Genomic DNA, 24,088 nt, shown 5'->3' with positions numbered 1-24,088 from the left:
GGCACAGACTGCCCCGTTCAAACCAGTTCAACGGAGGCACCATCATGAAAAAGATTCTGTTCATGCCCGCCCTGGCCCTGGCCCTCGGTTCCTGCGCCATGATGTACGCCCCCATGACCTACACGCTGGCCAAGCAGCCGGCGGGCGGCGCCCTGAGCTCCAGCGGCACCGTGACCACCACCCGCGACGGGATGACCGTCATGACCAGCGCCATGGTCAGCGGCCTCGCCCCGAACACCTACTACGTCGCGCACTACCACGTGCAGGGCACCGCCAGCACCGACCCGTGCAGCAGCGGCGGCGCGCCCATCATGAGCAGCGCCATCGTCGGCCAGAGTGACGCGATGGGCATGCTGAAACTGTCCGGCAGCGTGGCGGCCGCCGACGTCATGAACGCGACGTACTTCAACATCCACACCGCCAAGGACGCCACCGGCGCGCCCGCCGACGCCGGCGTGACCTGCACCAGCGTCAAGATGTAAACCCCGGCATCAAACAGCGTGGGGGCCGGAGGACTCGAACCTCTGGCTCCCACGCTTCCGTCCATCAGCCCTCACCCGTTCACAGGCCCAGCATCTCGCGGTAACCGCCGATCAGCGCGCCGCCCCACAGCAGGGCCACCACGGCGCCCAGCGCGAGGAACGGCCCGAACTTCACGCGGTTTTCGCTGCGCGTGGCGAGCTGCACCACGCCGAAGATCGCCCCGGCGAACACCGCGACGACCAGCGCCAGCAGCAGCCGCTCCCAGCCCAGGAACGCGCCGATCACGGCGGCGAGTTTCACGTCCCCGAAGCCCATGGCGCTGGCGTCCACCTGCGTGTCGTCGGCGGCGCCGTCGTCCTCGCGGTGGCGGCGCCAGTGGAGCCACCAGTACACGCCGCAGGCGAGCGACACCGCCCCAGCGGCCGCCAGAGCGCCCTGCACCATCAGGATCATGCCCGGGCCGTACCCGGCGCTGCCCAGCATCACGCTGACGAGCAGCCCGCCCAGCGTGAGCAGTTCCGGGATGCGGATCACGCGGCGCGCCGCGACGTTCACCAGGGTAGACAGCAGGCCCACGCCCGCCCCCCACCACGGCCCGAGCCACGCGCCCGCCAGAAGGCCGAGGCTGATCTGCTGGTACCCGATGGGGAATTCCGGGAAGGAGCGCTCGCGGAAGCGGCGCAGCACCCACGACCCGAACTGGTTGATCGCCACGACCACCCCGGCGCCCAGCAGCGCGCCCTGCACCGCGCCCGCAAGGTCCGGGAGGCCCTCCACGCCCGCCTGTCCGTTCAGGAAGCCGAACAGGACGCCCAGCGCCACGCCGGGCAGGGTCAGCTCGTCGGGAATGGTGTACGTGTCCAGGTCGATGGCGCTGCCCACCAGCAGCAGGGTGAACAGCACCATCAGGCCCAGCGCGCCCCAGCCGACCGTCAGCGGCGGGAACAGCGCCGCGATGGCCGCGTACCCGATCCCGGTCAGGAGTTCCACGACCGGGTAGCGCGCCTTGATGGGAGATTTGCAGTAGCGGCACTTCCCACCCAGGCTCAGCCAGGAGAACACGGGCACCAGATCGGCGACGCCAAGGCGGTGGTCGCAGTTCGGGCAGTGGCTGGGCGGGAACGCGACACTCTCCCCGCGCGGCAGCCGCCAGATGAGCACATTCGAGAACGAGCCCACCAGCAGGCCCAGCAGCCCGGCGAAGATCACGAGAAGGACGTCAGGGGTCACCCCGGCAGTGTAGGGAACATTCATCACGGGTGTCTTGCAGACCCTCCCAGCCACCCACCCCGGTCACACCCCCAGCGTGTGCAGCGCGTCCAGCCACGCGCGCAGCGGCAGCGGCACCCACGTCACGCCGTCCGGCAGGGGGGCCGGGGCGTGCGGGAGGTTCAGGCGGGCGATCTCGACCTCCAGGGCGCGCAGGGCCGCCTCGACGTCCACATACCCCTTCTCGCCCGCTGGAATCAGGGAGGTGCAGAGCGCGGCCCCGGCCCGTTCCAGATCCGCCCAGTTCAGGCGGTACACATCCTCGTAGATGAACGACACCTGCGGCTTGCCCGGCACGTCCGCCGTGAAGCGGACTGGGGGGTAGCAGTCGCCGTCGGTGATCGTCACCTTCGCCCCGCACGCCGCGCAGGTGAAACTGCCGACCAGACCGTAGCGACTGCCCACGTACCGCCGCGCCTCGGGTGGCGTGAAGGCGCAGTTCGGGCAGACCGTGAAGATCGGCACGTCCAGCAGCCACGTCGTCGGCTGCCGCCCCGTGCGATTGAAGTGCAGTCGGATCACCCCCGCAGTCTCCCCCATCCCGACGTGAGCTGCCGCCCGGAAACGGTGAAGGGGTAGGCCGCCCAGGCAGCCCACCCCCAATCCGTCCGGAGACCGTCTGTTCCGTGAACCGGTCGGAACATCACCCACCGGCCCACTCCACGCCCGGCCTCCGTCAGACTCCTTCTCGCGCTGCTCGGGTGGCCGGCCACAGGACAGCCCGGCCACCGGAGTTCAGTGCTTGCCGAAGTGACCCAGCTGCGGCACGTTGGGGCGCCACTCGGGCGTCTCGACGACCTCGCCGTACAGGTCGTACTCGTCGCTGTCCTCGATGCGCACGCGCACGATGTCCCCGATCTTCACGGCCCCGGCGAAGTCGGCGGCGTACACGTACACCTGCCCGTCGATGCCGGGCGCGTCGCCCTTCGTGCGGCCGATCAGTTTCGTGCCGGGCTGGTCGTCCTCGTCGTCGTTGAACTCATCGATGATCACGTCCATCACGGTCCCGACCTTCTCGACCAGCTTCTCGGCGCTGATGCGCTGGGCGACCTCCATGAACCGCGCCAGGCGCTCCTCCTTGACCTCCTGCGGCACCGCGCCGGGCAGCGCGTTCGCGTCCGCTTCCTCGACGTCGCTGTACGCGAAGGCCCCCACGCGGTCCAGGCGGGCGTCCTCCAGGAACGTCAGCAGCTCCTGGAAGTCCTCCTCGGTCTCACCGGGGAAGCCCACGATGAACGTCGAGCGGATGACCAGTTCCGGGCAGATCTCGCGCCAGCGGCGGATGGTGTCCAGCTGCTTGCCCGCACCGGGGCGGCGCATGGCGCGCAGCACCTTCGGACTGGCGTGCTGCAGCGGCACGTCCAGGTACGGGAGGATCTTGCCCGCAGCCATGAGTTCCACGATCTTCTCGACGTGCGGGTACGGGTACACGTAGTGCATGCGCACCCACGCGCCCATCTCCCCGAGCTTCACGGCGAGGTCGGTCAGGTGCGCGCGGACCTGCTCGCCCTGGAATTCGGACTCGCGGTAGCGGACGTCCACGCCGTACGCGCTGGTGTCCTGGCTGATGATCATGAGTTCCTTCGTGCCACCCGCGATCAGGCGGAACGCCTCGTACAGCACCGCGCCGGCATCGCGCGACACCTGAAGGCCGCGCAGTTTCGGGATGATGCAGAACGAGCAGGTGTGGTTGCAGCCCTCGGCGATCTTCACGTACGCGTAGTGGCGCGGCGTGAGCTTCACGCTGGGCGCGAACACATCCCCGTGCCGGGTGTCCTCGCGCGCGGGCTGCTCCGCCCCAGCGCGCGTGCCGGGCGCCGCGACCGGCAGCAGGCCCGTGAAGGCGTCCGTCTCGATGGGCAGCAGGGTGCGCACGTGCCCCATCACGTCATCCACGGCTTCACTCCCGGTGATGGCCGCGACCTTCGGGTGGCGCTCCATGATCTTCTCCGGGCGTTCGCCCAGGCAGCCGGTCACGATGACCTTCCCCGTCGCGTCCAGCGCCTCGCCGATCGCGTTCAGGGACTCCTCCACGGCGGGCGTGATGAACCCGCACGTGTTCACGATCACCGCGTCCGCGTCCTCGTAACTGGGCGCGACCTCGTACCCCTCGACGCGCAGCTGCGTCAGGATCCGCTCGCTGTCCACCAGCGCCTTCGGGCACCCCAGGCTGATGAACCCCACCTTCCTCGCGCCCGCGGTGGCGGGCTTCACTGCTTCCGTCATGCTCACTCCTCGCCACGCCACACCCGCTCGGGCGGGGGCACGGCATTCAGCCCGCCACTCTACCGTGACGGGCCGCAGGGGGTCGGAACTGGATTACAGGTGGGCGCTTACTGGCAGTCGCGGACGGTCAGCTGACCGTTCAGGTCCGGGCGGAGCGTGCGGCCCGCCAGCAGGCCCTGGGCGGTGCGGTCGATGATGCGGCGCATCTCCAGCTTGGCGTAGCTCAGCCGCTGCTCACGCAGCGAGAGGCTGCGCAGGATGGGCTGCGCGAAGCACAGCGCGCCGCTCTGCACGTTCAGCGTCTTGACGGGCACGACGGTCTTCTCGCCGGGCAGCGGCAGGGCCGCGCAGGTGCTCAGCTTGTCGGTGGGCATCTTGCCGGTCAGGAAGTACTCGGTGATGGGCGTGTCCACGCAGGCGGTGCCGTACGGGAACGCGGCGTGCTGCGGCTCGTCGTCAATGAAGATCATCTTCGCGCCCGGCGTGCTGTTCAGGGCCTTCAGGGCGCCTTCCTGCGCGGTGGCGGGATCGAGTTCGTTCTGGAGCATCAGGACGGGCGGCATGTTCGCGGGAATGGCGGGCTGCTTGACGCTGGGGCCGCCCTTCCACTGGTGGCAGGCGTTGGCGACCGAGGCCCCGCCGAGCAGCGGGTACGACCTGGCGTCCTGCTCGTCGCGGGCGCGGGCGGCGGTCAGGTCGGTGGTCCAGGCGGTGTCGTTGCAGGTCACGGCCGTGAACACCGAGGAGGACGCGTCCAGCTCAATGGGGCTCGGCGCGGGGTTACGCACGTCCTCGCGGATCTGGAGGAACATCAGCGCCAGCTGCCGGGCCAGGTCGTTGGTCTCGGCGTCCGGGAAGTACGTCTGCTTCAGGGCCAGGGCGCCCAGTTCGTCGGTCGTGGCGGCGGGGTTGGTCCTGATCAGGCCGCTGAGCACGGCGGCGGGTTTCAGGACGACGCCGATCAGGGGCAGGTTGTCGCGGCCGTACATGAACTGCGCGATGTAGCGGCTGGTGATGAAGCGCAGGTTCTCTTCCAGGCCGTTCTGCGTGGCGTACACGTCACTGCCGGTCGCGCCCAGCCCGAAGTACGCGTTCTGCCGCGCCAGGTACGGGGCGACCGCGTCACGGAAGTCCCGTTCGAAGGCCATGGGCTGGAAGCCGAAGGTTTCCTCGAAGGGCGCGTTGAAGGACGTGTTCCCGTCGAGCAGCATGCGGCCGGTGTGTTCGGGGAACAGCTTGGCGTACCAGGAGCCCAGCCACGTGCCGTACGAGTACCCGATGTAGTTCAGTTTCTGGTCGCCCATGAGCTGCCGCGCGAGGTTCAGGTCGCGGGCGGTCGCGTCGGTGTTCACGAAGGGCGTGATGGGGTTTTTCTGGCAGGCCAGGGCGGTCAGTTTCCCCTCACGGATCATGGCCTGGATGTTCGCCTCGCTGCGGTCCGTGGCGGGCGGGCGGATGGGGGCGCTCAGTTCGTTCGTGCCGCAGTTCAGGCGGGTGCTGGCGCCCACGCCGCGCGGGGAGAAGCCGATCAGGTCGAACTGCTGGGTCATGGCGTTCAGGTTCTCGGCGGCGGGCGTGTCGATGACGCCGTTTTCCCAGTAGAAACCGAACAGGGGCGCGAAGGGCAGGCCGTCGCCGCCGGGGCCGCCGGGATTGAAGAAGATCGAGCCCTGGCGTTTCTTGCTGTCGGCGGCGGCGTAGCGGATCAGGGACACGCTGGCCTTCCCGGCGCCGGGGTTGCTCCAGTCCAGGGGGACGCTCAGGTCGGCGCAGCTCAGGCGGGTGCCGAGCGCCCCGAACAGATCCGTGTCGTCGCTGCCCAGGATGGTGGGGTCGCAGGTGGTCCAGTTCAGCTTCTGGCCGGTGAAGGGCTTCAGGGCGTCCGCTTCGGGCGTCTGGGGGGGTTTGCAGGCGACGAGGGTGGTCGTCAGGGTCAGCAGGGCGAGGGCCGCTCGTTTCATGATGGTGCCTCCGGTGCGTGCAGGTCTGGGTCTTCATGGAACGTGCATGGCACGCTCACGCGGTGACCTGGCCGGATCGTAGCGCCCTCCCCCATCCGGGTGCATCCCGAACTGACTTGACATTCAATTCAGATCGTGGTGGGCCATGACCCCATCAGGCGGCTGCACCTTTCCGTGGCGCCACCACCCGCCCGGCGCGTCTGCGCAGGTCATCCCACACCCCCTCATGCACTCGCGCTACACTGCCGGGACATGAATGCCAAGGTGATTGTCGTCACGTCCGGGAAGGGGGGCGTGGGCAAAACCACGACCACCGCGAATATCGGTGCGGCCCTCGCGAAACTCGGCGAGAAGGTCGCCGTCATCGACGTGGACGTGGGTCTGCGCAACCTCGACGTGGTGATGGGCCTGGAGTCCCGCGTGGTGTTCGACCTCGTGGACGTTCTGGAAGGCAAGTGCCGCATGAGTCAGGCGCTGATCCGCGACAAGCGCGTGGAGAACCTGTACCTGCTGCCCGCCTCGCAGACGCGCGACAAGGACGCGCTGGACCCCGAGGTGTTCCGGGGCGTCGTGCGGGATCTGGTGGAGCAGGAGGGCTTCACGCGCATCCTGATCGACTCCCCGGCGGGAATCGAGTCGGGGTTCCGCACGGCCGCCGCGCCGGCTGAGGGCGCGCTGGTCGTGGTGAACCCCGAGGTGTCCAGCGTGCGTGACGCCGACCGCATCATCGGGCTGCTGGAGGCGCAGCAGGTCAATGAGATCCGGCTGGTGATCAACCGCCTGCGCCCGAAGATGGTCGCGAGCGGCAACATGCTCTCCGAGGCGGACATCCTCGACATCCTGGGCGTGAAACCGATCGGGATCATCCCGGAGGACGAGGGGATCATCGTGAGCACGAACGTTGGCGAACCGGCGGTGCTGGGCAAGACGAAGGCCGGGGAGGCGTTCATGGCGACCGCGCGGCGCCTGAAGGGCGAGGACGTGCCGTACCCGAAGTTCGAGGAGGACCGGGGTTTCCTGGCGGCGCTGCGCCGCCTGTTCGGGGGGGCGTGACGTGTTTTCCTGGATGAAGCGGGGCCGCAGCAAGGAGACGCTCAAGGACCGCCTGGAGCTGGTGCTGGCGTACGACCGGGCGCAGATTCCGCCCGGCAAGGTGGACGCGCTGCGCAACGACCTGCTGGAGGTCGTGCGGCGCTACTTCCCGGCGGGGAACAGCAGCGTGGAGATCGAGCAGCGCGGCGACATGGTCGTGCTGATGGCGAACATCCCGCTGGACGAGCCGCCGACGGGTGGCCGCACCCGCTGACCGCGGACCTGCAGGTTCGGAGGGGCGCCGGGGGCTGAGCCTGGCGCTCCCTCTTCTGCCGGGTTCCGGGGGGACGGGAAGCAGCCCGCGCTGCCGCCGGGGATCACTGGATGAGAGTCGGGCCAGCGGCTCTTAGGATTTTCTGGTCGCCGGGCCCTACGCTGGGGGCGTGACCTGCCCCGCCCGGAGTGCCCCGTGAAGTACGACCTGCGTTTTCCCGTGATCATCGCCCTGCTGCTGGCAGCGGGCCTGCTGACGGTCAGCACGGCGGCGCTGTCGCCGCGCGCCTCGGAGGGCATCTTCGTGAAGCAGGTGCTGGGCGTGCTGCTGGCGGCCGTGCCGCTGGGCGTGCTGTGGTGGGCGGGCCGCGACCGGATCTACCGCTTCGCGCCGCATCTGTTCGGGCTGGCGCTGCTGCTGCAGGCGAGTACCTTGGTGATCGGCAAGGAAGTGAACGGGCAGAAGAACTGGATCATGCTGGGGCCGCTGCAGTTCCAGCCGCTGGAGATCACGAAACTGGCGTTGATCCTGATGCTGGCCCTCGTGCTGCGCGGCGGTTTCAAGGGACTGCCGACGTACGCGCGGGCGCTGGCGGTGTTCCTCCCGGCGGTGGGACTGGTCGTCGTGAACGACTTCGGCGGCGCGATGGTCCTGAGCGTCATGTTCGGCGTGATGCTGCTCGCGGCGCGCATCCCGTGGTGGCACGCGGCGCTGGCGGTCCTGGCGGTCGGCGTGACGGTCCCGACCGTGCTGTTCCCGCACCTGGAACCGTACCAGCAGAAGCGCCTGACGATCTTCGTGAATCCGTACCAGGATCCGCGCGGGGCGGGGTATCAGGTGATCCAGAGCATCATCGCGGTCGGGTCGGGCGGCGTGGAGGGCAAGGGGTACAAGCAGGGCAGTCAGTCGCACAACGGGTTCCTGCCCGAGGCGCACACGGATTTCGCGTTCAGCACCTGGGCGGAGGAGCAGGGACTGGTCGGGGCGCTGGGGGTGCTGGCGCTGTACGGGGCGCTGTTCTGGGGGCTGGCGGGCATGGCGGCGCAGTCGCCGAGGTTGCAGGATCAGGTGCTGTTCGCGGGGATCCTGGGGCAGATCGGCTTTCAGGTGATCGAGAACATCGGCGCGGCCCTGAGCGTGCTGCCGCTGACGGGCATCACGCTGCCGCTGATCAGCTACGGCCTGAGCAGTCTGGTCGCCACCCTGACGACGCTGGGCGTGGCGTACGTGGTGTACCGCGACCGGCTGGACGGGCAGATCTGACCGCCGTCTGAGCCGCATGACGGATGGGCAACCTAGCGGATGGGCAACCGGGCGGGGGCCGGGTAGGCTGGGGGCATGACGACCTTCCGGGTGTTCATCGCGACCAGTCTGGACGGGTTCATCGCGCGGCCCGACGGGCGGCTGGACTGGCTGCCGGGCGCCACGCCGGACGGGGTGCCCGCCCCGTCGGGTGAGGATCACGGCTTCGGGGCGTTCATGGCGGGCGTGGAGGTGGTCGTGATGGGCCGCGCGACCTTCGGGGCGGTGCGGGCGTTCCGGCCGTGGCCGTACGCGGGTAAGCGGCTGGTGGTGTTGAGCCGCACCCTGACGGCGGCGGACATCCCGGAGGACCTGCGGCGCGAGGGGGTCGAGGTCCACCCGGGGCCGGTGGAGGTCCTGGCGGCGGACCTGCGCGAGCAGGGCGTGGGGGGCGTGTACGTGGACGGCGGGCGGACCGTGCAGGCGTTCCTGCGGGCGGGACTGCTGGATGAGCTGACCGTGACGCGCGTGCCGGTGCTGCTGGGCGAGGGGATCCCTCTGTTCGGTCCGCTGGGCGGGGACGTGTGGTGGGTCCACCAGGGCACGCAGGCGTTCGGGTCTGGGCTGGTGCAGGACTCTTACCGGGTGCGGCGCTGATCCACAGGTGCGGGGGATGGTGATGAGGCTTTCTTTATCCAGTCTCCATCTGACGTGCTGCGAATGCTTTAAGAGATAAAGTGTCGCGCATGGAATACCGGAACCTCGGCAGGAGTGGTCTGAAGGTCAGTGAAGTCGCCCTGGGCGGCTGGGAAACCTACGGCATCAACCAGGACGCCTCGGCGATGGTGCGCGAGATCGTCACCGCCGCGTACGAGGGCGGCGTGAACTTCTTCGATCAGGCCGACATCTACGCCAAGGGCCGCAGCGAGGAACTCATGGGCGCCGCCCTCAAGGAGTTCCCCCGTCACACGCTGGTCATCAGCTCGAAGGTCTACTGGCCCATGAGTGACGACGTGAACGACCGTGGCCTGAGCCGCAAGCACATCCTGCACAGCATCGACGGGAGCCTGAAGCGACTGGGCACCGATCACCTCGACATCTACTTCGCGCACCGCTACGACCCGGACGTGCCCATGGAGGAGATCGTCATGGCCTTCGATCAGGTCATCCGTGACGGCAAGGCGCTGTACTGGGGCACGAGCATGTGGCCCGCGGCGCGTATCGCGCAGGCGGTCGAGTTCGCGCGGGCCAACGGCCTGCACGCGCCCGTCACCGAGCAGCCCGAGTACTCCATGATCCGCCGCGACCGCGTCGAGGGCGAGATCCTCCCCTACACCGAGGAGGCGGGCGTGGGCCTGGTCGTCTGGAGCCCCCTGGCGATGGGCCTGCTGACCGGCAAGTACGACGCGGGCAAGCCCGAGGGCGCGCGCCTGACCGAGAAGGAGAACTGGGGCAAGAACTTCCTGACGGAGGAGAACATCCAGAAGGTGCGCGACCTGAAACAGGTTGCGGACGACTTGGGCATCACCCGCGCGCAGCTGGCCCTGGCCTGGATCCTGCGCCAGAAGGGCGTGAGCAGCGTCATCACGGGCGCCACAAAGGTTCAGCAGATTGAGGACACCGTCAAGGCGGCGGGCGTGCGCCTGAGCAGCGACGCCGTGGAGCAGATCGAGCGCATCCTCAAGCGCTGATCTGCACGGGGCGGGGGAGGGTGAGGCGCCGGTCTCCCCTCCCCCCGCTGCTGGCGTTCAGCTGCGCAGCTGGCCGGGCGTGACGGGTTCGCGCAGCAGCCGCGCGTAGGCGCCTGCGCCGCCCCGGTCGAGTTCGGCACCCACGAGGTCCCCGCCGACCGAGTACGTGAAGATGTACGCGCGGAAGTTCGGGTTCTGGATGAACCGCAGGGACTGCGCGGCGCGGGCGTCGCTGGCCAGGGCGTAGGTGCGCAGGAAGTCCAGCACCTCGGCCTCGGGGGCGCCGTCGGCGTGCAGGCGCATGGCGGCCTCGCCGCTCACGCCCCCCAGCGCCTTCTTGACGTGGCTGGCGGCCAGGAACGTGCGGATGTCCTCGGGGTCCACGCCGGCCAGCGCGGCGAGGTCGCCGGTCAGCCACGCCTCCAGTTCCTCGCGGGTCATCACGGCGCGCAGGGCGTTCACGGCGATGCCCTCGGACACGACGCATTCCGGCGCGTTGATGAGCTGGATGCCGTGCTCGTGCCAGCCACGTTCCCGCACGAGCAGCGCTTCCTTGGTGGCGTGCTCGGTGTGGTGGCCGGGGTAGCCCTCGTGCGCCATCAGGTCGGGCAGGGCGGGCAGCAGCACCGGGAGGTCGGTGTTGATGTCGATGCGGCTCTTCAGGTTCCCCAGCGGCCAGTTGTACCCGCTCCAGGGCTTGTCGGTGACGAGTTCGATGCTGAAGTCCTCGCCCTGGGGCAGACCGAAACGCTCGGTGACGCGGGCGCGCAGTTCGGCCAGGATCGGCTGCGCCACCCGCAGGATCTCGCCGCGCGGCACGGCCAGCCGGGCCCGCAGGGCCTCCTCGCGCGCGGGCAGGGGGCCGCTGCCGGGCAGCACGGCGTCCAGTTCGGCCAGTGCGGCGTCCAGCGTGCCCAGGTCGGCGCGGCGAGGTTCGATGTCGTACAGGCCGCGCACCTCGTCGGCGTAGGGGATCGCCTCGCCGGACAGCAGGCGGGTCATGGTGTGCATGGCGCGCACCTGCACCTCCAGCCACGCGCGCCGCTCGGGTTCGGGCACGCCCGCCACGTCCGCCAGGAGGGCCTGCGCCTCGTCCCGCAGCGCCTGCGGGTCGCGTGTCTCCCGAACGGCCCAGTCCTGCGGGCCGCCGTACCCGTCGATGAAGCCCTCGGAGTGCGCGTCGATGGCGTGGGCCAGCCGCACGTAGCGTTCTGCGATGTCGCTCATGCCCCGGAGGATAGGCCCTGCGCGGGGCCCGGGGCGCGCGGCGCGTCCGGCATCGCGGGGCAGCAGGCTGCGCAGCAGCGGCAACGCGGCCCCGCCGCATCCGGTGGGCCGCGCTGAGGAGCGGGGGTCAGGGCCGCCCGAAGGGGTTCAGGCCCAGGGTGGGCGCGCCGCTCAGGGCGTCCACCCCGGCGCTCAGGAGGCTGTCCACGCCACGCGTGAGTTCGCGGGTGGTGGCCTCGTTCTGCTCGCGCACCACGTCCGGGGTGACACTGACGGGGTAGGGGGTGCCGTCGGGTTTGGCGTAGTTCAGGATGGTCAGTTGCAGCGCGCCCTCGCCCACCGGGAAGACGCGGGTGGCGGTGTTGCCCACCCCGGCGGTCTGCTCGCCCAGGACCGGGCCGCGCCGGGCGTACTGGATCTCGAACGCGAAGAACTCGCTGCACGAGGCGCTCCCCTCGTCCACAAGCACAGCCATCGGCCCGCTCCAGAGGTTCGGGTTGCGGACGCTGCCCGCCAGTCGCCCGTCTTCCAGTCGGGTGCCGCGGCTCACGACCGTGCGGGCGTTGCCATCGGCGCTGCGGGCCAGCCGGGTCAGGTTCGGCACGAACGCACTGACCGAGCTGTCGCACTCGGCGAGGCTGCCGCCGGTGTTGCCGCGCAGGTCCACGATCACGCCGCTCGCGCCGCGCGCCTGCGCCTGCCCGACCAGATCGTGCACGCGCTGCGCGACCCCGCCGCCCGACAGGAAGGTCGGAATGCGGATCACGGCGGCCTGACCGGTACTGGCGGGCACGAAGCTCAGGCGCGGCAGGTCCACGGTGCTGCTCTCACGCGCCGTGATGGTCAGCGCCAGGGGTTGCCCCAGCCGCTCGGCGCCCAGGGTGATGGTCTGGCCCTTCTCGCGCGCCGCGCGGAGGTTCTCGTAGGTGTACGCCTTCCCGTCGATGGTGAGCAGCACGTCCCCGCGCCGCAGCCCGGCCTCCTCGGCGGCGCTGCCGGGCACGACCTCGGTCACGACGCGGTTCTGGCCGTCCAGCGCGCCCAGCTTCACGCCGAACTGCAACCGGTTGCCGCCCGTGACGCTGGCGCGGAAGTCGCGGTAGTCCTCGGGCGTCTGGAAGAAGGAATGCTCGTCGCCCAGCGCGGTCAGTTCGGCCTCCACGACCGGGTAGGCCTTCGCCTCGGCGCAGGTGTCGGGCGCAGGCGCGCAGACGTTGTCGAGCCGGGTCTGGTACTCGCGGGTCAGCGCGGCGCGGTCCACGCCAGACAGCCCGCCGTATTCGTTCTGGATGAGCTGGTTGACGCGGTTGAAAAGGTCCTGAGCGGGGGACACCACGCCCTGCGCCCGGGCGGGCGCGAGGCTGCCGCCCAGCAGCAGCGCCGTGAGGCCTGCCGCTCGCGCGACGCGGAGGAAGGGCCGGGCGGTCAGGGTGTACGGGGCGTTCATCGGTCCCCGTATTGTGCGCCGCACGCATGGGAATTTGGTGGGCGGCGATTGCGACAGAAGTCACAGGATTCGCCCGCCAGGACGCCCAAATCCCCCCCCGACCGGGGGCGTGCTGCGCGGCGGGTCAGCGTCTCACCCCGAGTGTCCCGCCCCAGTGCCCGGACGTCAGCGGACCGGGCGGCGCTGGTACAGCTCGACCACACGCCGCAGGAACTTCAGACCCGGCGTGAGGCTGCTGACCTGCACCCACTCGTCGGTGCGGTGCGCGTTCCCGCCGCGGTACACCCCGGCGGCCAGGGCCGGCAGGTCGTGCGGGACGGCGGCGTTCGCGTCGGTGCTGCTGCTCGCCACGCGCAGGTCGATGCGGCCGTCACGGCTGGCCTCGCGCACCAGGTCCAGCAGCGCCTCGCCGCGCAGGTCACCGCCCGGGCGGTCCCCGACGCGTTCCAGGTGCAGTTTCACGCCTGCCTCGCGCGCCGCGGCGTGCAGGGCCGCCACGGCCCGGCGGTCCAGATCGCCCAGCACCTCGCCGTCCAGGGAGCGCAGATCCAGCAGCAGTTCGGCGGTGCCCGCGATGGAGTTCACGCTGGTCCCCCCGGTCGCGACGCCCACGTTCAGGGTGGTGCGCGGGTTGACGGGCAGGTGCAGGGCGTACAGGGCGCTGATCGCGCGGCCCAGGGCGTGCAGGGCGCTGGGCGCCTGATCGCCCCAGGAGTGCCCGCCGGGCCCGATGAACGTGGCGCGGTAGCGGCGCACGCCCACGGCGCGGGTCACGGCGATACCCAGGTAGCCGTCCACGGCCAGAAACGCGCCCAGCTGCGGGCGATGGGCGCGCAGCAGGTGCTTGGCGCCGCGCAGGTCGCCCAGGCCTTCCTCGCCGACGTTCGCGGCGATCCACAGCGGGCGGCGCAGCGGGGCGGGCCGCTCCCGCAGGTCGCGCAGCAGCGCGGTCATGACGGCCAGGCTGGCGCTGTTGTCGCCCACGCCGGGTCCCACCAGCCGCCCGCCCTCCTCGCGGACGGTCACGTCGGTGTCCGCGTCGAACACGGTGTCGAGGTGCGAGGCGAGCAGCAGAGCCGGGAGGCCCTCGGTGCCGGGGGGCGTGAGGCGGGTCAGGACGTTGCCGGCCTCGTCGCGCTCGACCGCGTAGCCCAGGTCCGTCCACAGGCCCGCGATCAGGTCCGCGCGCCGCTCCTCGTGGAAGGTCGGGGCGGGCGTCTGGGCGATGCGCTTGAGGTACGTCAGGGGCATTGCGCGCCATTGTACGTGCGCCTGCCCGGGCGGATGCCCAGATCAGCGCCCCTGTCCCAGCGAGGCGGCCCGCGCGTCCCGGCCGCCGGAAGGCAGCCAGGGCGCGCGGGCCCGGGGGGTGCGGTGGGGCTCAGCGGCGCAGCATGCGGCTGCCGATCATGCCGGCCAGCCCGACCAGTCCGGCCTTCACCAGGGGGCTGCTGAGCATCCCGCCGGGCGCGAACGCGGCCTCGAGGGGGCTCTTGCCGTCCTGCGCGGGGGCCTGCGCGGTGCGGGTATAGGCGTCCACGAGGTCGTTGTCGTCGTCGTGGCGGACCTGGGTGACGGGGTTGGCGGGGCTGCGCACGATGGCGTCGCCCATCTCGCGGCGCTGCTCGGGGCTCATGCCGCCCACGTAGTCGCGCAGGATCTGGTTGCGTTCCTCGGGGCTGGCCTGCTGGAGGTAGTCCTGGATGTACGCGGCGGCTTCCTGGGGGCTGACCTGCCCGTCGCCGTTCGTGTCGCGGGGGTCGAGTCGAGCCATCTGCTCGTGACGGTCTTTCTGCTGGAAGAACATGCGGGTACCTCCGGGGTGGTGGGGGCGCAGGCAGCGGCTCGCCGCGCGGGGCGTGGGGTTCAGGGGCAACGCCGTTCACGCTACCCGCCCCCGGCCCGGGTGGGCGTGAGGGGGACCTTCAGTGGCGTTCACGCTCGCCCCGCACTGCTCGCCCGCGCCGCCCCTGCCGGGCGGCGCGATCCGGGGAACACTCGCGGGGCGCGCGGGGCGCTACAGTCCGGTCTGTATGCGCTCACTGGTGCTGATTGGTCACGGGTCCCACCTGAACGGGGAATCGGCGGTCGCCGCGTACCGCTACGCGGAACTGATCCGCACGCGCGGCCTGTTCGACGAGGTGATCGAGGGCTACTGGAAGGAGGAACCGTCGCTGCGGCAGGTCCTCCGGACGACCGCCAGCACCGACGTAACCGTGATTCCCATGTTCATCAGCGAGGGGTACTTCACCGAGACCGTCATCCCGCGTGAACTGGGCCTGGGCCACCAGGGCCCCGTGCCGCCCGAGGGGATCGCGCGCGTGATCGGGGGCCGCACCGTGCGCTACACCCTGCCGTACGGGGTGCACCCGGGCATGGCAGACGTGATCGTCGCGCGCGCCCGCGAGGTGCTGCCCGAACTCGGCCCGGACGGCCCGGCCGACGGGATCGAGACGGCACTGATCGTGCTGGGGCACGGCACGACCCGCAACGAGAACAGCAGCCGCGTGATCTACGAGAACGCCGCCCGCCTGCGGGAGCGGGAGCTGTTCAGCGAGGTGCACGCCCTGTTCCTCGACGAGGAGCCGCGCGTGACCGGCTGGGCCGACCTCGTGCGGGCCCCACGCGTGGTGATCGTGCCGTTCTTCGCGTCCGAGGGCTGGCACACCCTGGAGACCATCCCCGAGGAACTGGGCCTGAGCGGCGTGGTCACGCCCTTCGCGGACACCCCGCACGGCCCGCAGCAGGTGCACTACGCGCGGCCCGTGGGCACACACGCGGCGGTCGCGGAGGTCATCCTGCACCTCGCGGAGGAGGCGCGCGGCGCGGGCGGCCCGGGCGGGGACACCGAACGCGGGCACGAGGCCGCGTGGCAGGCGTTCCTGACCCTCGCCCGGCGGGGCGCGCGGGTCGGGGAACTGCTCGTCACGCCGGAACTGGGCGTGTTCGAGATCCGCAACGCGCTGGACGAGGGCCGCCCGGGCGGCGACCTGATGACGCTCGTCACGCCCGAGGGCGTGCGCGACCGGGTGCGCTTCACGGACGGCGGCGAGCACCGCCCCGTGCACACGCTGCGCAGCCTGCCGCGCGGCTGGCGGGCCGTGCTGAACGAGGCCGACCTGCGCCGCGCCGTGCACTACACCTACCCGGCGGTCGTGGAGGAAACGTACGCGCACGGCTGCCACGCGCTGCGCCCCACGCCCTGGGCGACCACCGCGCGGCGGCAGACGGGCATCTACGCGAAGGTGCAGCGCGCCGTGCCCGAACAGGTCGAGCGGGTCGCCGAGCGCGTGTGCGCCGCCTGCCTGCGCACGCGCCTGTGGGCCGGGGAGCGCCTGACGCACTCGTTCCTGGACGGCGTGCCCGGCGGGATGCCCTGCGCGGAAGCCTGCACGTTCCTCGTCGCCGAGGTCCGCGCGGAAGTCGCGCGGAAGAAAGCCGCGTCAGCCAGCGACGACTGAATCCACGGCCCCGCCCGGGCTGCGGGTGGGTGTTGTCCAAGTCCTCTGAACACATCCGCGTGCGCCTCACGTGGGGGTGTTACGCTGCGCAGCGGTGACCGCCCCGCAACCGGGGCGGGCATACATCTTCTCTTCCACCCGCGTCCCGTGAGACGCCCCGCACCCCACGCACCGGGAGCGGTAAGCCCGTCCGAGAGACGGCGATGGAGGCCTGCACATGCTCAGTTCTGCGACATTTCAGCGTCGCCCCGCTCTGCTTCGGGGGACGCGTTTCCTACATTCCGGGGAGCGCGTGCTCCCCACGGAGGGCGTATGACCGGTAGAGGCGAACTGAAGTACGAGGGGAAAGCCAAGCGCGTCTACGCCACCCCCGACGCGAACGAGTACGTGGTGGAGTACAAGGACGACGCGACCGCCTTCAACGGCGTCAAGAAAGCCCAGATCATGGGGAAGGGCGCCATCAACAACGCGATCACCGCGCACCTCTTCCCGCAGCTGGAAACGGCGGGCGTGCCCACCCACTTCATCCGGCAGCTGTCAGAGACCGAGCAGCTCGTGCGGGCCGTGACGATCATCCCCGTGGAGGTCATCGTGCGCAACGTGGCCGCCGGGTCGTTCAGCAAACGCCTGGGCGTCGAGGAAGGCACCGAACTGTCCCGACCAGTCGTGGAGTACTGCTACAAGAGCGACGCGCTGGGTGACCCCCTGATCAACACGGACACCGCCGTCGCGCTCGGCTGGGCCACCCCCGAGCAGCTGAGCCGCATCCGTGAACTGGCGCTGAACGTGCAGGCGTTCCTGGTGCCTTACTTCGCGGCGCGCGGCGTGAAACTCATCGATTTCAAGCTGGAATTCGGCACCCTCGCGGACGGCACGGTCGTCCTGGCCGACGAGATCAGCCCCGACACCTGCCGCTTCTGGGACGCCGAAACGAACGAGAAGATGGACAAGGACCGCTTCCGCCGCGACCTCGGCGGCGTGGAAGACGCCTACGCGGAAATGCTCCGGCGCGTGACCGCGCCTGCCCGTTGATGGTTGAAAGTTGACAGAACGCCCAGCCCGAGCGCCCCGTCTGCCCTTTCCCATCAACCATCACCCATTAACCACCTGCCCTCCGAAGGAGCCCCACCATGTCCACCTTTAAAGCGAAAGTGTTCGTGACCCTGAAGCCCAGCATTCTCGACCCGCAGGGCCGCACCGTGGAGCGGGCGCTGTCTCACCTGGATCACGGGAACGTGAGTGGCGTGCGCGTCGGAAAGTACATCGAACTGACCCTCTCGGGCAGCCGCGCGGAAGTGGAGGCGCAGCTGAAGGACATCACCGAGAACGTCCTCTCGAACCCGGTGATGGAGGACGCCCGCTGGGAGCTGAGCGAGGAGCTGGTCGGGGCGTGAAGACGGCCGTCATCCAGTTTCCCGGCAGCAACTGCGACGGCGACGCGCTGCACGCCGCGCAGCTGCTGCTCGACGAGGGCGCGCAGTTCGTGTGGCACACCGAGGCCGGCCTGCCACAGGGCACCGAGCTGGTGTTCCTGCCCGGCGGGTTCAGTTACGGCGATCACCTGCGCTCTGGCGCGATTGCCGCGCGCAGCCCGATCATGCAGGCCGTCAAGGCGCACGCCGAGCGCGGCGGATACGTGCTGGGCGTCTGCAACGGCTTCCAGGTGCTGACCGAGTCCGGCCTGCTGCCCGGCGCGCTGAGTCGCAACCGGGACCTGCACTTCCTGTGCCGTCCCGTGCACCTGCGCGTGGAGAACACCGGTACGGCCTTCACCGGCGCGTACACGAAGGGGCAGGTCATCGAGGTGCCCATCGCGCACGGTGAGGGCAACTACTACGCCGACCCCGAGACGATCGCGCGGCTGGAGGGCGAGGGGCAGGTCGTGTTCCGCTACGTGGACAACCCCAACGGCAGCCTGAACGATATCGCCGGGATCGTCAGCGAACGCGGGAACGTGCTCGGCATGATGCCCCACCCCGAACGGGCCGTGGAGGCCCTGCTGGGCAGCGAGGACGGCCGCGGCCTGTTCGACAGCCTGAACCTGAAGGGCGCGCTGGTGTCCCGGTGACCCCCCCGTCGCCCGGCGCCGTGACGGCCTACCTGGCCGAGCAGTTCCGCAGCGAACTGGAGCTGTTCCGCGCCGCGCTGGAGCAGGCGCCGGGCGACGCCTTCCACACGCCCCGGATGTGCCACAGCCCCGCGTGGCACGCCCTACACATCGCCGAGTGGCTGCGTCTGATGGTGCTGGACGACCGCACGCCGAACTACCACCACCTCGGGTGGGAGGACAACACCCGCGTGCAGGCGCTGGGCACCCAGCCCGCGCCCGTCAGCGAGAGCGACCCCCGAGAGCGCATCCTGGCGGCACTGGACGACACTGGCGCGCAGGTCGTTGCGTGGCTGGAACAGGCGAGCGACAGCGCCCTGGACGGCGAGGTCTTCAGCGCCGCCACCCCCAGCGGCACCCGCCCCCGCCGCCTCGCCCTCGGGATGCAGCTGCGCCACATCGGCTACCACCGCGGACAGCTGAACCTCCTGCTGAAGGCCTGACATGACCGATCCGCGCCAGCCCCTGATGACACAGCCCCTGTCCACGCAGTCCCTGATCGTGCAGCTGCTCGACGCCGAGTTCACGGCGTTCGAGGCGGCGCTGCACGCCTGCCCGGACGCCCTGTTCGGGCGCGTGCCGCGCGTCGGGCACCGGGTCGCGTGGCACGCGCTGCACGTCATGGACTGGACGCGGGCCACCATCCAGCCCGGCCTGACCGGCCCTGACCCCGCCCATACCTTCGGGTACCTGGGTTTCGAGGACACCGACTGGGCACGCGCCGCGCACGGCCCGACCCTGGCCGAGGAGACCGACGCGCCCGCCCTGATCCGCGCCGCCGTGAGTGACGTGTTCAACGCGGCGCGGCGGGACTTGAAAAACGCGCCCGCTGGGAGGTTCGATCCGGACGCGACGTTCCAGATGTTTCACAAACGGCGGGATGTGACCGGCAGTGTCACGTACCACCTTCGCCACACCGCCTACCACCGGGGCCAGATCGCCCTGGTCACCAAGGAGCTTCAATGACGCAAGCCGCCACCCTCCGCGACCGTGCGGGCACGTTTGGCCTGTCCACCGAAGAATTCGACCTGCTCGTGGAGCGCATTGGCCGGGAGCCGAACGCGCTGGAGGCCGCCATCGTGGGCGCCATGTGGAGCGAGCACTGCGGGTACAAGAACTCGCGCCCGCTGTTCCGTCACTTCCCCACGACCGGCCCGCAGGTGCTCCAGGGTCCCGGTGAGAACGCGGGCGTGGTGGATATCGGGGACGGGTGGGGCGTGGCGTTCAAGATGGAAAGCCACAACCACCCCAGTGCCGTGGAGCCGGTGCAGGGCGCGGCGACGGGCGTGGGTGGCATCCTGCGCGACATCTTCGCGATGGGCGCGCGGCCGTTCGCGGTGCTGGACTCCCTGCGCTTCGGGAACCCGGACAGCCCCCGCACCCGCTTCCTGCTGAACGGCGTGGTCGAGGGCATCGCGCACTACGGCAACGCGATCGGCGTGCCCACGGTGGGCGGCGAGGTGACCTTCCACCCCAGCTACCAGGAGAACCCGCTCGTGAACGTGATGGCGCTGGGCCTGCTGCGCCACGAGGATCTGGCGAAGGGGACGATGGGTGAGGTCGGGAACACCATCGTGTACGTGGGCAGCAAGACCGGGCGGGACGGGCTGGGCGGCGCGGTGTTCGCGTCCGCCGACCTCAGCAACGCCAGTCAGGCGGACCGCCCCGCCGTGCAGGTGGGCGACCCGTTCATGGAGAAGCTGCTGCTGGAGGCGACGCTGGAGGCCATCCAGGCGGGCGTCGTGGCGGGCGTGCAGGACATGGGAGCCGCCGGACTGGTGAGCAGCACCTGCGAGATGGCGTACCGCGCCGGGCTGGGCATCACCATGGACCTGGATCTGGTGCCCACCCGCGAGGACAGCATGGTGCCCATGGAACTGTGCCTGAGCGAGTCGCAGGAGCGCATGATCCTGGTACCCGTTCCCGGCAAGGAGCAGGAGCTGCTGGACCTGCTCGCCAAGTGGGAACTGGACGTGGTGACCATCGGGCAGGTGGAGGGGCACACGAACTACCGCCTGACGTGGCGCGGCGAGGTCGTCTGCGACCTGCCGGTGGACCTGCTGAACGAGGCCCCGAAGTACACCCGCGAGGGCATCGAATCCGACGAGATCAAAGCCAAACGCGAGCGTGACCTGAGCGGCGTGCCCGTCCCCGGCGACCTGGGCGCGGTCCTCACCGACCTGCTTGCTCATCCGACGATTGCCAGCAAGCGCCCCATCTACCAGCGCTTCGACCATCAGGTCATGACGAACACCGTCGTCGTGCCCGGCGCGGCCGACGCCGCCGTCATGCGCGTCAAGGGCAGCCCCATGGGCGTCGCCGCGACCAGCGACTGCAACCCGCGCTTCGTGTACCTCGACCCGTACGCGGGCGCTGCCGCCGCCGTCGCCGAGGCCGCCCGGAACCTCGCCTGCGTGGGCGCCACGCCGCTGGCCATCACGGACAACCTCAACTTCGGGAACCCCCACCGGCCCGAGGTGTACTACCAGCTGGAACGCGCCGTGCACGGCATCGCCGACGCCTGCCGCGCCCTGAACACCCCCGTCACTGGCGGGAACGTCAGCCTCTACAACCAGTACACCGAAGGCGACGAACGCGTCGCCATCCACCCCACCCCCACCATCGGCATGGTCGGCGTGCTCCCCGACGTCACCAAGCGCGCCACCATGGACCTCAAGGGCACCGGCCAGACCCTGTACCTGATCGGCGAGCATGCCGACAGCATCGGCGCGAGCCAGTACCTTGAAACCGTCCACGGCCTCGAAGCCGGGCGCGTCCCTACCCTTGACCTGACCCGCGAGCAGGCCGTCATCGACGCCACGCTGCACCTGATCCGCGCGGGCCTGACCGACACCGCGCACGACTGCGCCGAAGGCGGCCTCGCCGTCGCCCTGAGTGAAATGGCCATCGCCGGGAACACCGGCCTGACCGTCACCCTGAACGCCCCCACCACCACCCGCGCCGACGCCCTGCTGTACGGCGAGGCGCACGCCCGCATCCTCATCGCCACCCCCGACGCAGCCGCCACCGAAGCGGCCCTGAACACCCAGGGCGTCCCCTTCACCCGCCTCGGCACCACCGGCGGCGATACCGTCACCATTGCCCTCCCAGGGCACCACATACACTTGAGCGTGACCCTCAGCGCCCTCACCCACGCCTTTACGACCCCCCTCGCGGAGATCCTGGGATGAACCGCGGCGGGAGCGGTGGTCACACGGCCACCCCCCTCCCAACCTCCCCCACAAGGGGGGAGGAGTCACGTCACGCCGGCCAGATGCTCCGCGACGCGCGCCAGCACACCGTCCAGGTTGCTCCGCACCTCATGGTTCCAGAAGCGCAGCACCGTGAACCCGTCCGCCGTGAGCTTCGCGTCCCGCAGCCGGTCCGACTCGCTGCCCGCGTGCTGGCTCCCGTCCAGTTCCACCACCAGCCGCGCCTGATAGCACACGAAATCCACCACGAACGGCCCGATCACCTCCTGCCGCCGGAAACTCACGCCCAGCCCTGCCCCGCGCAGCCGCGACCACAGCAGCCGTTCCTCCGGCGTCATGTCACGCCGCAACCGCCGCGCCACCTCGGTACTGAGGCTTCCCCTCTGTCGCCTGCGCTGCATCCCGCCCATCTTTTCACCCCTCCCCCCTCGTGGGGGAGGCTGGGAGGGGGGGCCACGCGCGCCCCCAGCCCCACCTCTGGAGCCTTGCATGATCTTTGATCCGATTCTTGATAAGCCGCAGGATGAATGCGGTGTGTTTGGCATGTTCTCGCCGGAGCCGCTGGATCTGGCGTGGTTCACGTACCTGGGCCTGTTCGCCTTGCAGCACCGTGGGCAGGAGGCGGCGGGGATGTGCGTGTCGGACGGGGAGAAGTTCCACGTGGAGAAGGATCTGGGGCTGGTGACGCAGGTGTTCGACGAGCGGCGCCTGGACAGCGTGCGGCTGGCGAACGCGCGGGTGAGTATCGGGCACGTGCGGTACAGCACCACCGGCAGCAACCTGCGCTTCAACGCGCAGCCGCTGACGACGCGGACGAACAAGGGCATCCTGGGCCTGGCGCACAACGGGAACTTCGTGAACGCCCGCGAGGTCCGCAACGACATGCTGATGCAGGGGGCGCTGTTCCAGACGACGAACGACAGCGAGGTCATGCTGAACCTCATCGCCCGCGAGAGTCACATGGACCTCGTGGAGGCCACCGCGGCCGCCATGAAGCGCCTGAAGGGCGGCTTCGCGTGCGTACTGATGAGCCGCACGCAACTGCTGGGCTTCCGCGACCCGAACGGCGTGCGGCCCCTGGTGATCGGGCAGCGGGACGACCACGCGTACGTGATTGCGTCCGAGCCGTGCGCGCTGTACGCCGTCGGCGCGCGCCTGATCCGTGACGTGCAGCCCGGCGAACTCGTGTGGATCGACCGCACCGGCCTGCACTCCCTGATGGTCGCCCCGAAGAAACCCACCCCCTGCGCGTTCGAGTGGATCTACTTCGCACGCAGCGACAGCCAGCTGGACGGCGCGGACGCCCACGAGAGCCGCATCCGCATGGGCCACCAGCTCGCCAGGGAACACCCCGTGGACGCCGACATCGTCGTGCCCGTCCCGGACAGCGGCATCGGCGCGGCCATCGGGTACGCCCGCGAGAGCGGCATTCCCTTCGACTACGGCCTGTACAAGAACCCGTACGCGGGCCGCACGTTCATCGCGCCCACGCAGGAAGCGCGCGAGTTGAAGGTCAAGATGAAGCTCAGCCCCACCAGCGCCGTGCGCGGCAAACGCGTCGTGCTGGTGGACGACAGCATCGTGCGCGGCACCACCAGCCGCCAGATCGTGAACCTCCTGCGCGAAGCAGGCGCGACCGAGGTCCACTTCCGCGTGAGCAGCCCGCCCATCAAGCACCCGTGCTTCTACGGCATCGACACTGCCGCCCGCAAGGAACTCGTCGCCAGTACGCACAGCATCGAGGAGATCCGCGACCTGATCGGGGCGGACACCCTGACGTTCATCAGTGAGCAGGGCATCCGCGAAGCCGTCGGCGGCCCCGGCCTATGCCTCGCGTGCTTCAACGGCGAGTACCCCGCCGGAACGCCCCTACTGAACGACGTGGACAAGCTGGCACTGGAAGTCTGAACCCAGCCGGAACGAAGCATCGGCCCCGCGCGGAGGCCGATGCTTTTTTGGTGGAGGAGACGGGAGTCGAACCCGCATGAATGACGCTGGAACTTTCCAGGAAACGCGCTTCCCTTGCTGCTTTCAACCCACCCCTCGCGGGGCCGCTATAGGTGCATCCGCAACCCGTCCCGGCCTTTCAGCCTGCGCCCAAGACTTCCGCCTTTCCGGTCACTGAACGTTTTTACCGGTGCCCTTCCTCTTGAGACCACTCCCCCAGACCCACCCAGCATACCCACCCTTGCGGCCAGCCCCATCCGCCAGACGACCTACGCGGCAGCGTCCCGTACCCTGAGTCCATGCCTCCTCTCCGTTCGCAGATTCAGCCCGGCGTGACCGTGGATATCGTTCAGAAGCAGGATCAGCCGACCGGGCGGTTGACGCGGGGCGTGGTGGCGGCGCTCCTGACCCGCTCCCCCTCGCATCCGCATGGGATCAAGGTGCGCCTGACCAGTGGGGAGGTGGGGCGGGTGCAGGCGGTCATCTCTGCGCAGCCAAACGCGTAGCGA

Annotated in this window: 24 protein-coding genes; 15 read left to right on the top strand and 9 right to left on the bottom strand. The window is 70.1% G+C overall.

The features are described 5' to 3' along the window. Positions 1–44: 44 nt before the first annotated feature. Entirely contained in the window at positions 45–482 is a 438-nt protein-coding gene (locus SY84_RS10610; protein WP_046845142.1) for a hypothetical protein, read from the top strand. A gap of 79 nt (positions 483–561) precedes the next feature. Here the strand turns inward: SY84_RS10610 and SY84_RS10605 are convergent, their stop codons facing one another. From SY84_RS10605 to SY84_RS10590, 4 genes are all read right to left on the bottom strand, one after another. Then, positions 562–1,713 (bottom strand): prepilin peptidase, encoded by a 1,152-nt coding sequence (locus SY84_RS10605; protein ID WP_157882960.1) that lies wholly within the window; start codon positions 1,711–1,713, stop codon positions 562–564. 63 nt (positions 1,714–1,776) lie between these two features. Beyond that, the gene (locus SY84_RS10600; protein WP_046843979.1) at positions 1,777–2,274 is read right to left on the bottom strand and encodes a hypothetical protein; all 498 of its coding nucleotides are present in this window, start codon (positions 2,272–2,274) and stop codon (positions 1,777–1,779) included. 213 nt (positions 2,275–2,487) lie between these two features. Next, positions 2,488–3,978 (bottom strand): 30S ribosomal protein S12 methylthiotransferase RimO, encoded by a 1,491-nt coding sequence (gene rimO, locus SY84_RS10595; RefSeq protein ID WP_046845141.1) that lies wholly within the window; start codon positions 3,976–3,978, stop codon positions 2,488–2,490. 107 nt (positions 3,979–4,085) lie between these two features. Then, on the bottom strand, positions 4,086–5,939 hold the full coding sequence (locus SY84_RS10590; protein WP_081424569.1) for an alpha/beta fold hydrolase: 1,854 nt from the start codon (positions 5,937–5,939) through the stop codon (positions 4,086–4,088). Positions 5,940–6,191: 252 nt separating this feature from the next. Between SY84_RS10590 and minD the strand changes: the two genes are divergently transcribed. From minD to SY84_RS10565, 5 genes are all read left to right on the top strand, one after another. Continuing rightward, on the top strand, positions 6,192–6,992 hold the full coding sequence (minD, locus tag SY84_RS10585; RefSeq protein ID WP_046843978.1) for a septum site-determining protein MinD: 801 nt from the start codon (positions 6,192–6,194) through the stop codon (positions 6,990–6,992). Between the two features lies 1 nt (position 6,993). Beyond that, the gene (minE, locus tag SY84_RS10580; protein ID WP_046843977.1) at positions 6,994–7,245 is read left to right on the top strand and encodes a cell division topological specificity factor MinE; all 252 of its coding nucleotides are present in this window, start codon (positions 6,994–6,996) and stop codon (positions 7,243–7,245) included. Between the two features lie 195 nt (positions 7,246–7,440). Next, positions 7,441–8,508 carry an FtsW/RodA/SpoVE family cell cycle protein gene (locus SY84_RS10575; RefSeq protein WP_046843976.1) on the top strand — a complete coding sequence of 356 codons (1,068 nt, stop codon included), beginning with the start codon at positions 7,441–7,443 and terminating at the stop codon, positions 8,506–8,508. 75 nt (positions 8,509–8,583) lie between these two features. After that, positions 8,584–9,144 carry a dihydrofolate reductase family protein gene (locus SY84_RS10570; RefSeq protein ID WP_046843975.1) on the top strand — a complete coding sequence of 187 codons (561 nt, stop codon included), beginning with the start codon at positions 8,584–8,586 and terminating at the stop codon, positions 9,142–9,144. Between the two features lie 89 nt (positions 9,145–9,233). After that, a complete protein-coding gene (locus SY84_RS10565; RefSeq protein ID WP_046843974.1) occupies positions 9,234–10,178 on the top strand; it encodes an aldo/keto reductase family protein in 945 nt (314 codons plus the stop codon). A 57-nt stretch (positions 10,179–10,235) separates the two neighbouring features. Here SY84_RS10565 and SY84_RS10560 read toward each other — a convergent pair whose 3' ends face one another. The 4 genes from SY84_RS10560 to SY84_RS10545 form a co-directional block, all read right to left on the bottom strand. Next, positions 10,236–11,405, bottom strand: coding sequence for a hypothetical protein (locus SY84_RS10560; RefSeq protein ID WP_046843973.1), 1,170 nt, complete (start codon positions 11,403–11,405; stop codon positions 10,236–10,238). A gap of 127 nt (positions 11,406–11,532) precedes the next feature. After that, complete coding sequence (locus tag SY84_RS10555) at positions 11,533–12,852, bottom strand: S41 family peptidase (RefSeq protein WP_052751121.1); 1,320 nt, start codon at positions 12,850–12,852, stop codon at positions 11,533–11,535. Between the two features lie 165 nt (positions 12,853–13,017). Continuing rightward, on the bottom strand, positions 13,018–14,103 hold the full coding sequence (locus SY84_RS10550; RefSeq protein ID WP_046843972.1) for a M20/M25/M40 family metallo-hydrolase: 1,086 nt from the start codon (positions 14,101–14,103) through the stop codon (positions 13,018–13,020). 130 nt (positions 14,104–14,233) lie between these two features. After that, complete coding sequence (locus SY84_RS10545; RefSeq protein ID WP_046845138.1) at positions 14,234–14,659, bottom strand: hypothetical protein; 426 nt, start codon at positions 14,657–14,659, stop codon at positions 14,234–14,236. Positions 14,660–14,885: 226 nt separating this feature from the next. On the opposite strand from SY84_RS10545, the gene SY84_RS10540 reads away from it, so the two are divergent. The 7 genes from SY84_RS10540 (at position 14,886) to purL (ending at position 21,611) form a co-directional block, all read left to right on the top strand. Continuing rightward, complete coding sequence (locus SY84_RS10540) at positions 14,886–16,313, top strand: DR2241 family protein (RefSeq protein WP_046843971.1); 1,428 nt, start codon at positions 14,886–14,888, stop codon at positions 16,311–16,313. A 312-nt stretch (positions 16,314–16,625) separates the two neighbouring features. Continuing rightward, entirely contained in the window at positions 16,626–17,345 is a 720-nt protein-coding gene (gene purC, locus SY84_RS10535) for a phosphoribosylaminoimidazolesuccinocarboxamide synthase (RefSeq protein WP_046843970.1), read from the top strand. Between the two features lie 98 nt (positions 17,346–17,443). Then, entirely contained in the window at positions 17,444–17,707 is a 264-nt protein-coding gene (purS, locus tag SY84_RS10530) for a phosphoribosylformylglycinamidine synthase subunit PurS (protein ID WP_046843969.1), read from the top strand. Continuing rightward, positions 17,704–18,381, top strand: coding sequence for a phosphoribosylformylglycinamidine synthase subunit PurQ (gene purQ / locus SY84_RS10525; protein WP_046843968.1), 678 nt, complete (start codon positions 17,704–17,706; stop codon positions 18,379–18,381). Before purS ends, purQ begins: the two co-directional genes overlap by 4 nt. Beyond that, on the top strand, positions 18,378–18,863 hold the full coding sequence (locus tag SY84_RS10520; RefSeq protein ID WP_046843967.1) for a DinB family protein: 486 nt from the start codon (positions 18,378–18,380) through the stop codon (positions 18,861–18,863). Before purQ ends, SY84_RS10520 begins: the two co-directional genes overlap by 4 nt. Position 18,864: 1 nt before the next feature. Then, entirely contained in the window at positions 18,865–19,386 is a 522-nt protein-coding gene (locus SY84_RS10515; RefSeq protein ID WP_046843966.1) for a DinB family protein, read from the top strand. Continuing rightward, complete coding sequence (gene purL, locus SY84_RS10510; RefSeq protein ID WP_046843965.1) at positions 19,383–21,611, top strand: phosphoribosylformylglycinamidine synthase subunit PurL; 2,229 nt, start codon at positions 19,383–19,385, stop codon at positions 21,609–21,611. The genes SY84_RS10515 and purL overlap by 4 nt, the downstream gene beginning before the upstream one ends. Before the next feature lie 65 nt (positions 21,612–21,676). Here purL and SY84_RS10505 read toward each other — a convergent pair whose 3' ends face one another. Next, positions 21,677–21,970 (bottom strand): endonuclease domain-containing protein, encoded by a 294-nt coding sequence (locus SY84_RS10505; protein WP_245621322.1) that lies wholly within the window; start codon positions 21,968–21,970, stop codon positions 21,677–21,679. Between the two features lie 151 nt (positions 21,971–22,121). On the opposite strand from SY84_RS10505, the gene purF reads away from it, so the two are divergent. Next, positions 22,122–23,540, top strand: coding sequence for an amidophosphoribosyltransferase (purF, locus tag SY84_RS10500; protein WP_046843964.1), 1,419 nt, complete (start codon positions 22,122–22,124; stop codon positions 23,538–23,540). Positions 23,541–23,878: 338 nt separating this feature from the next. Then, positions 23,879–24,085 (top strand): YwbE family protein, encoded by a 207-nt coding sequence (locus SY84_RS10495; protein ID WP_046843963.1) that lies wholly within the window; start codon positions 23,879–23,881, stop codon positions 24,083–24,085. The last annotated feature ends 3 nt before the right edge of the window (positions 24,086–24,088 follow it).

Origin of the sequence: Deinococcus soli (ex Cha et al. 2016) (genome assembly GCF_001007995.1) — a bacterium.
Taxonomy (GTDB): Bacteria; Deinococcota; Deinococci; order Deinococcales; family Deinococcaceae; genus Deinococcus; species Deinococcus soli.
Note: the sequence above shows the minus strand (reverse complement) of the source record. Positions and strands in the feature narration are given on the sequence as shown.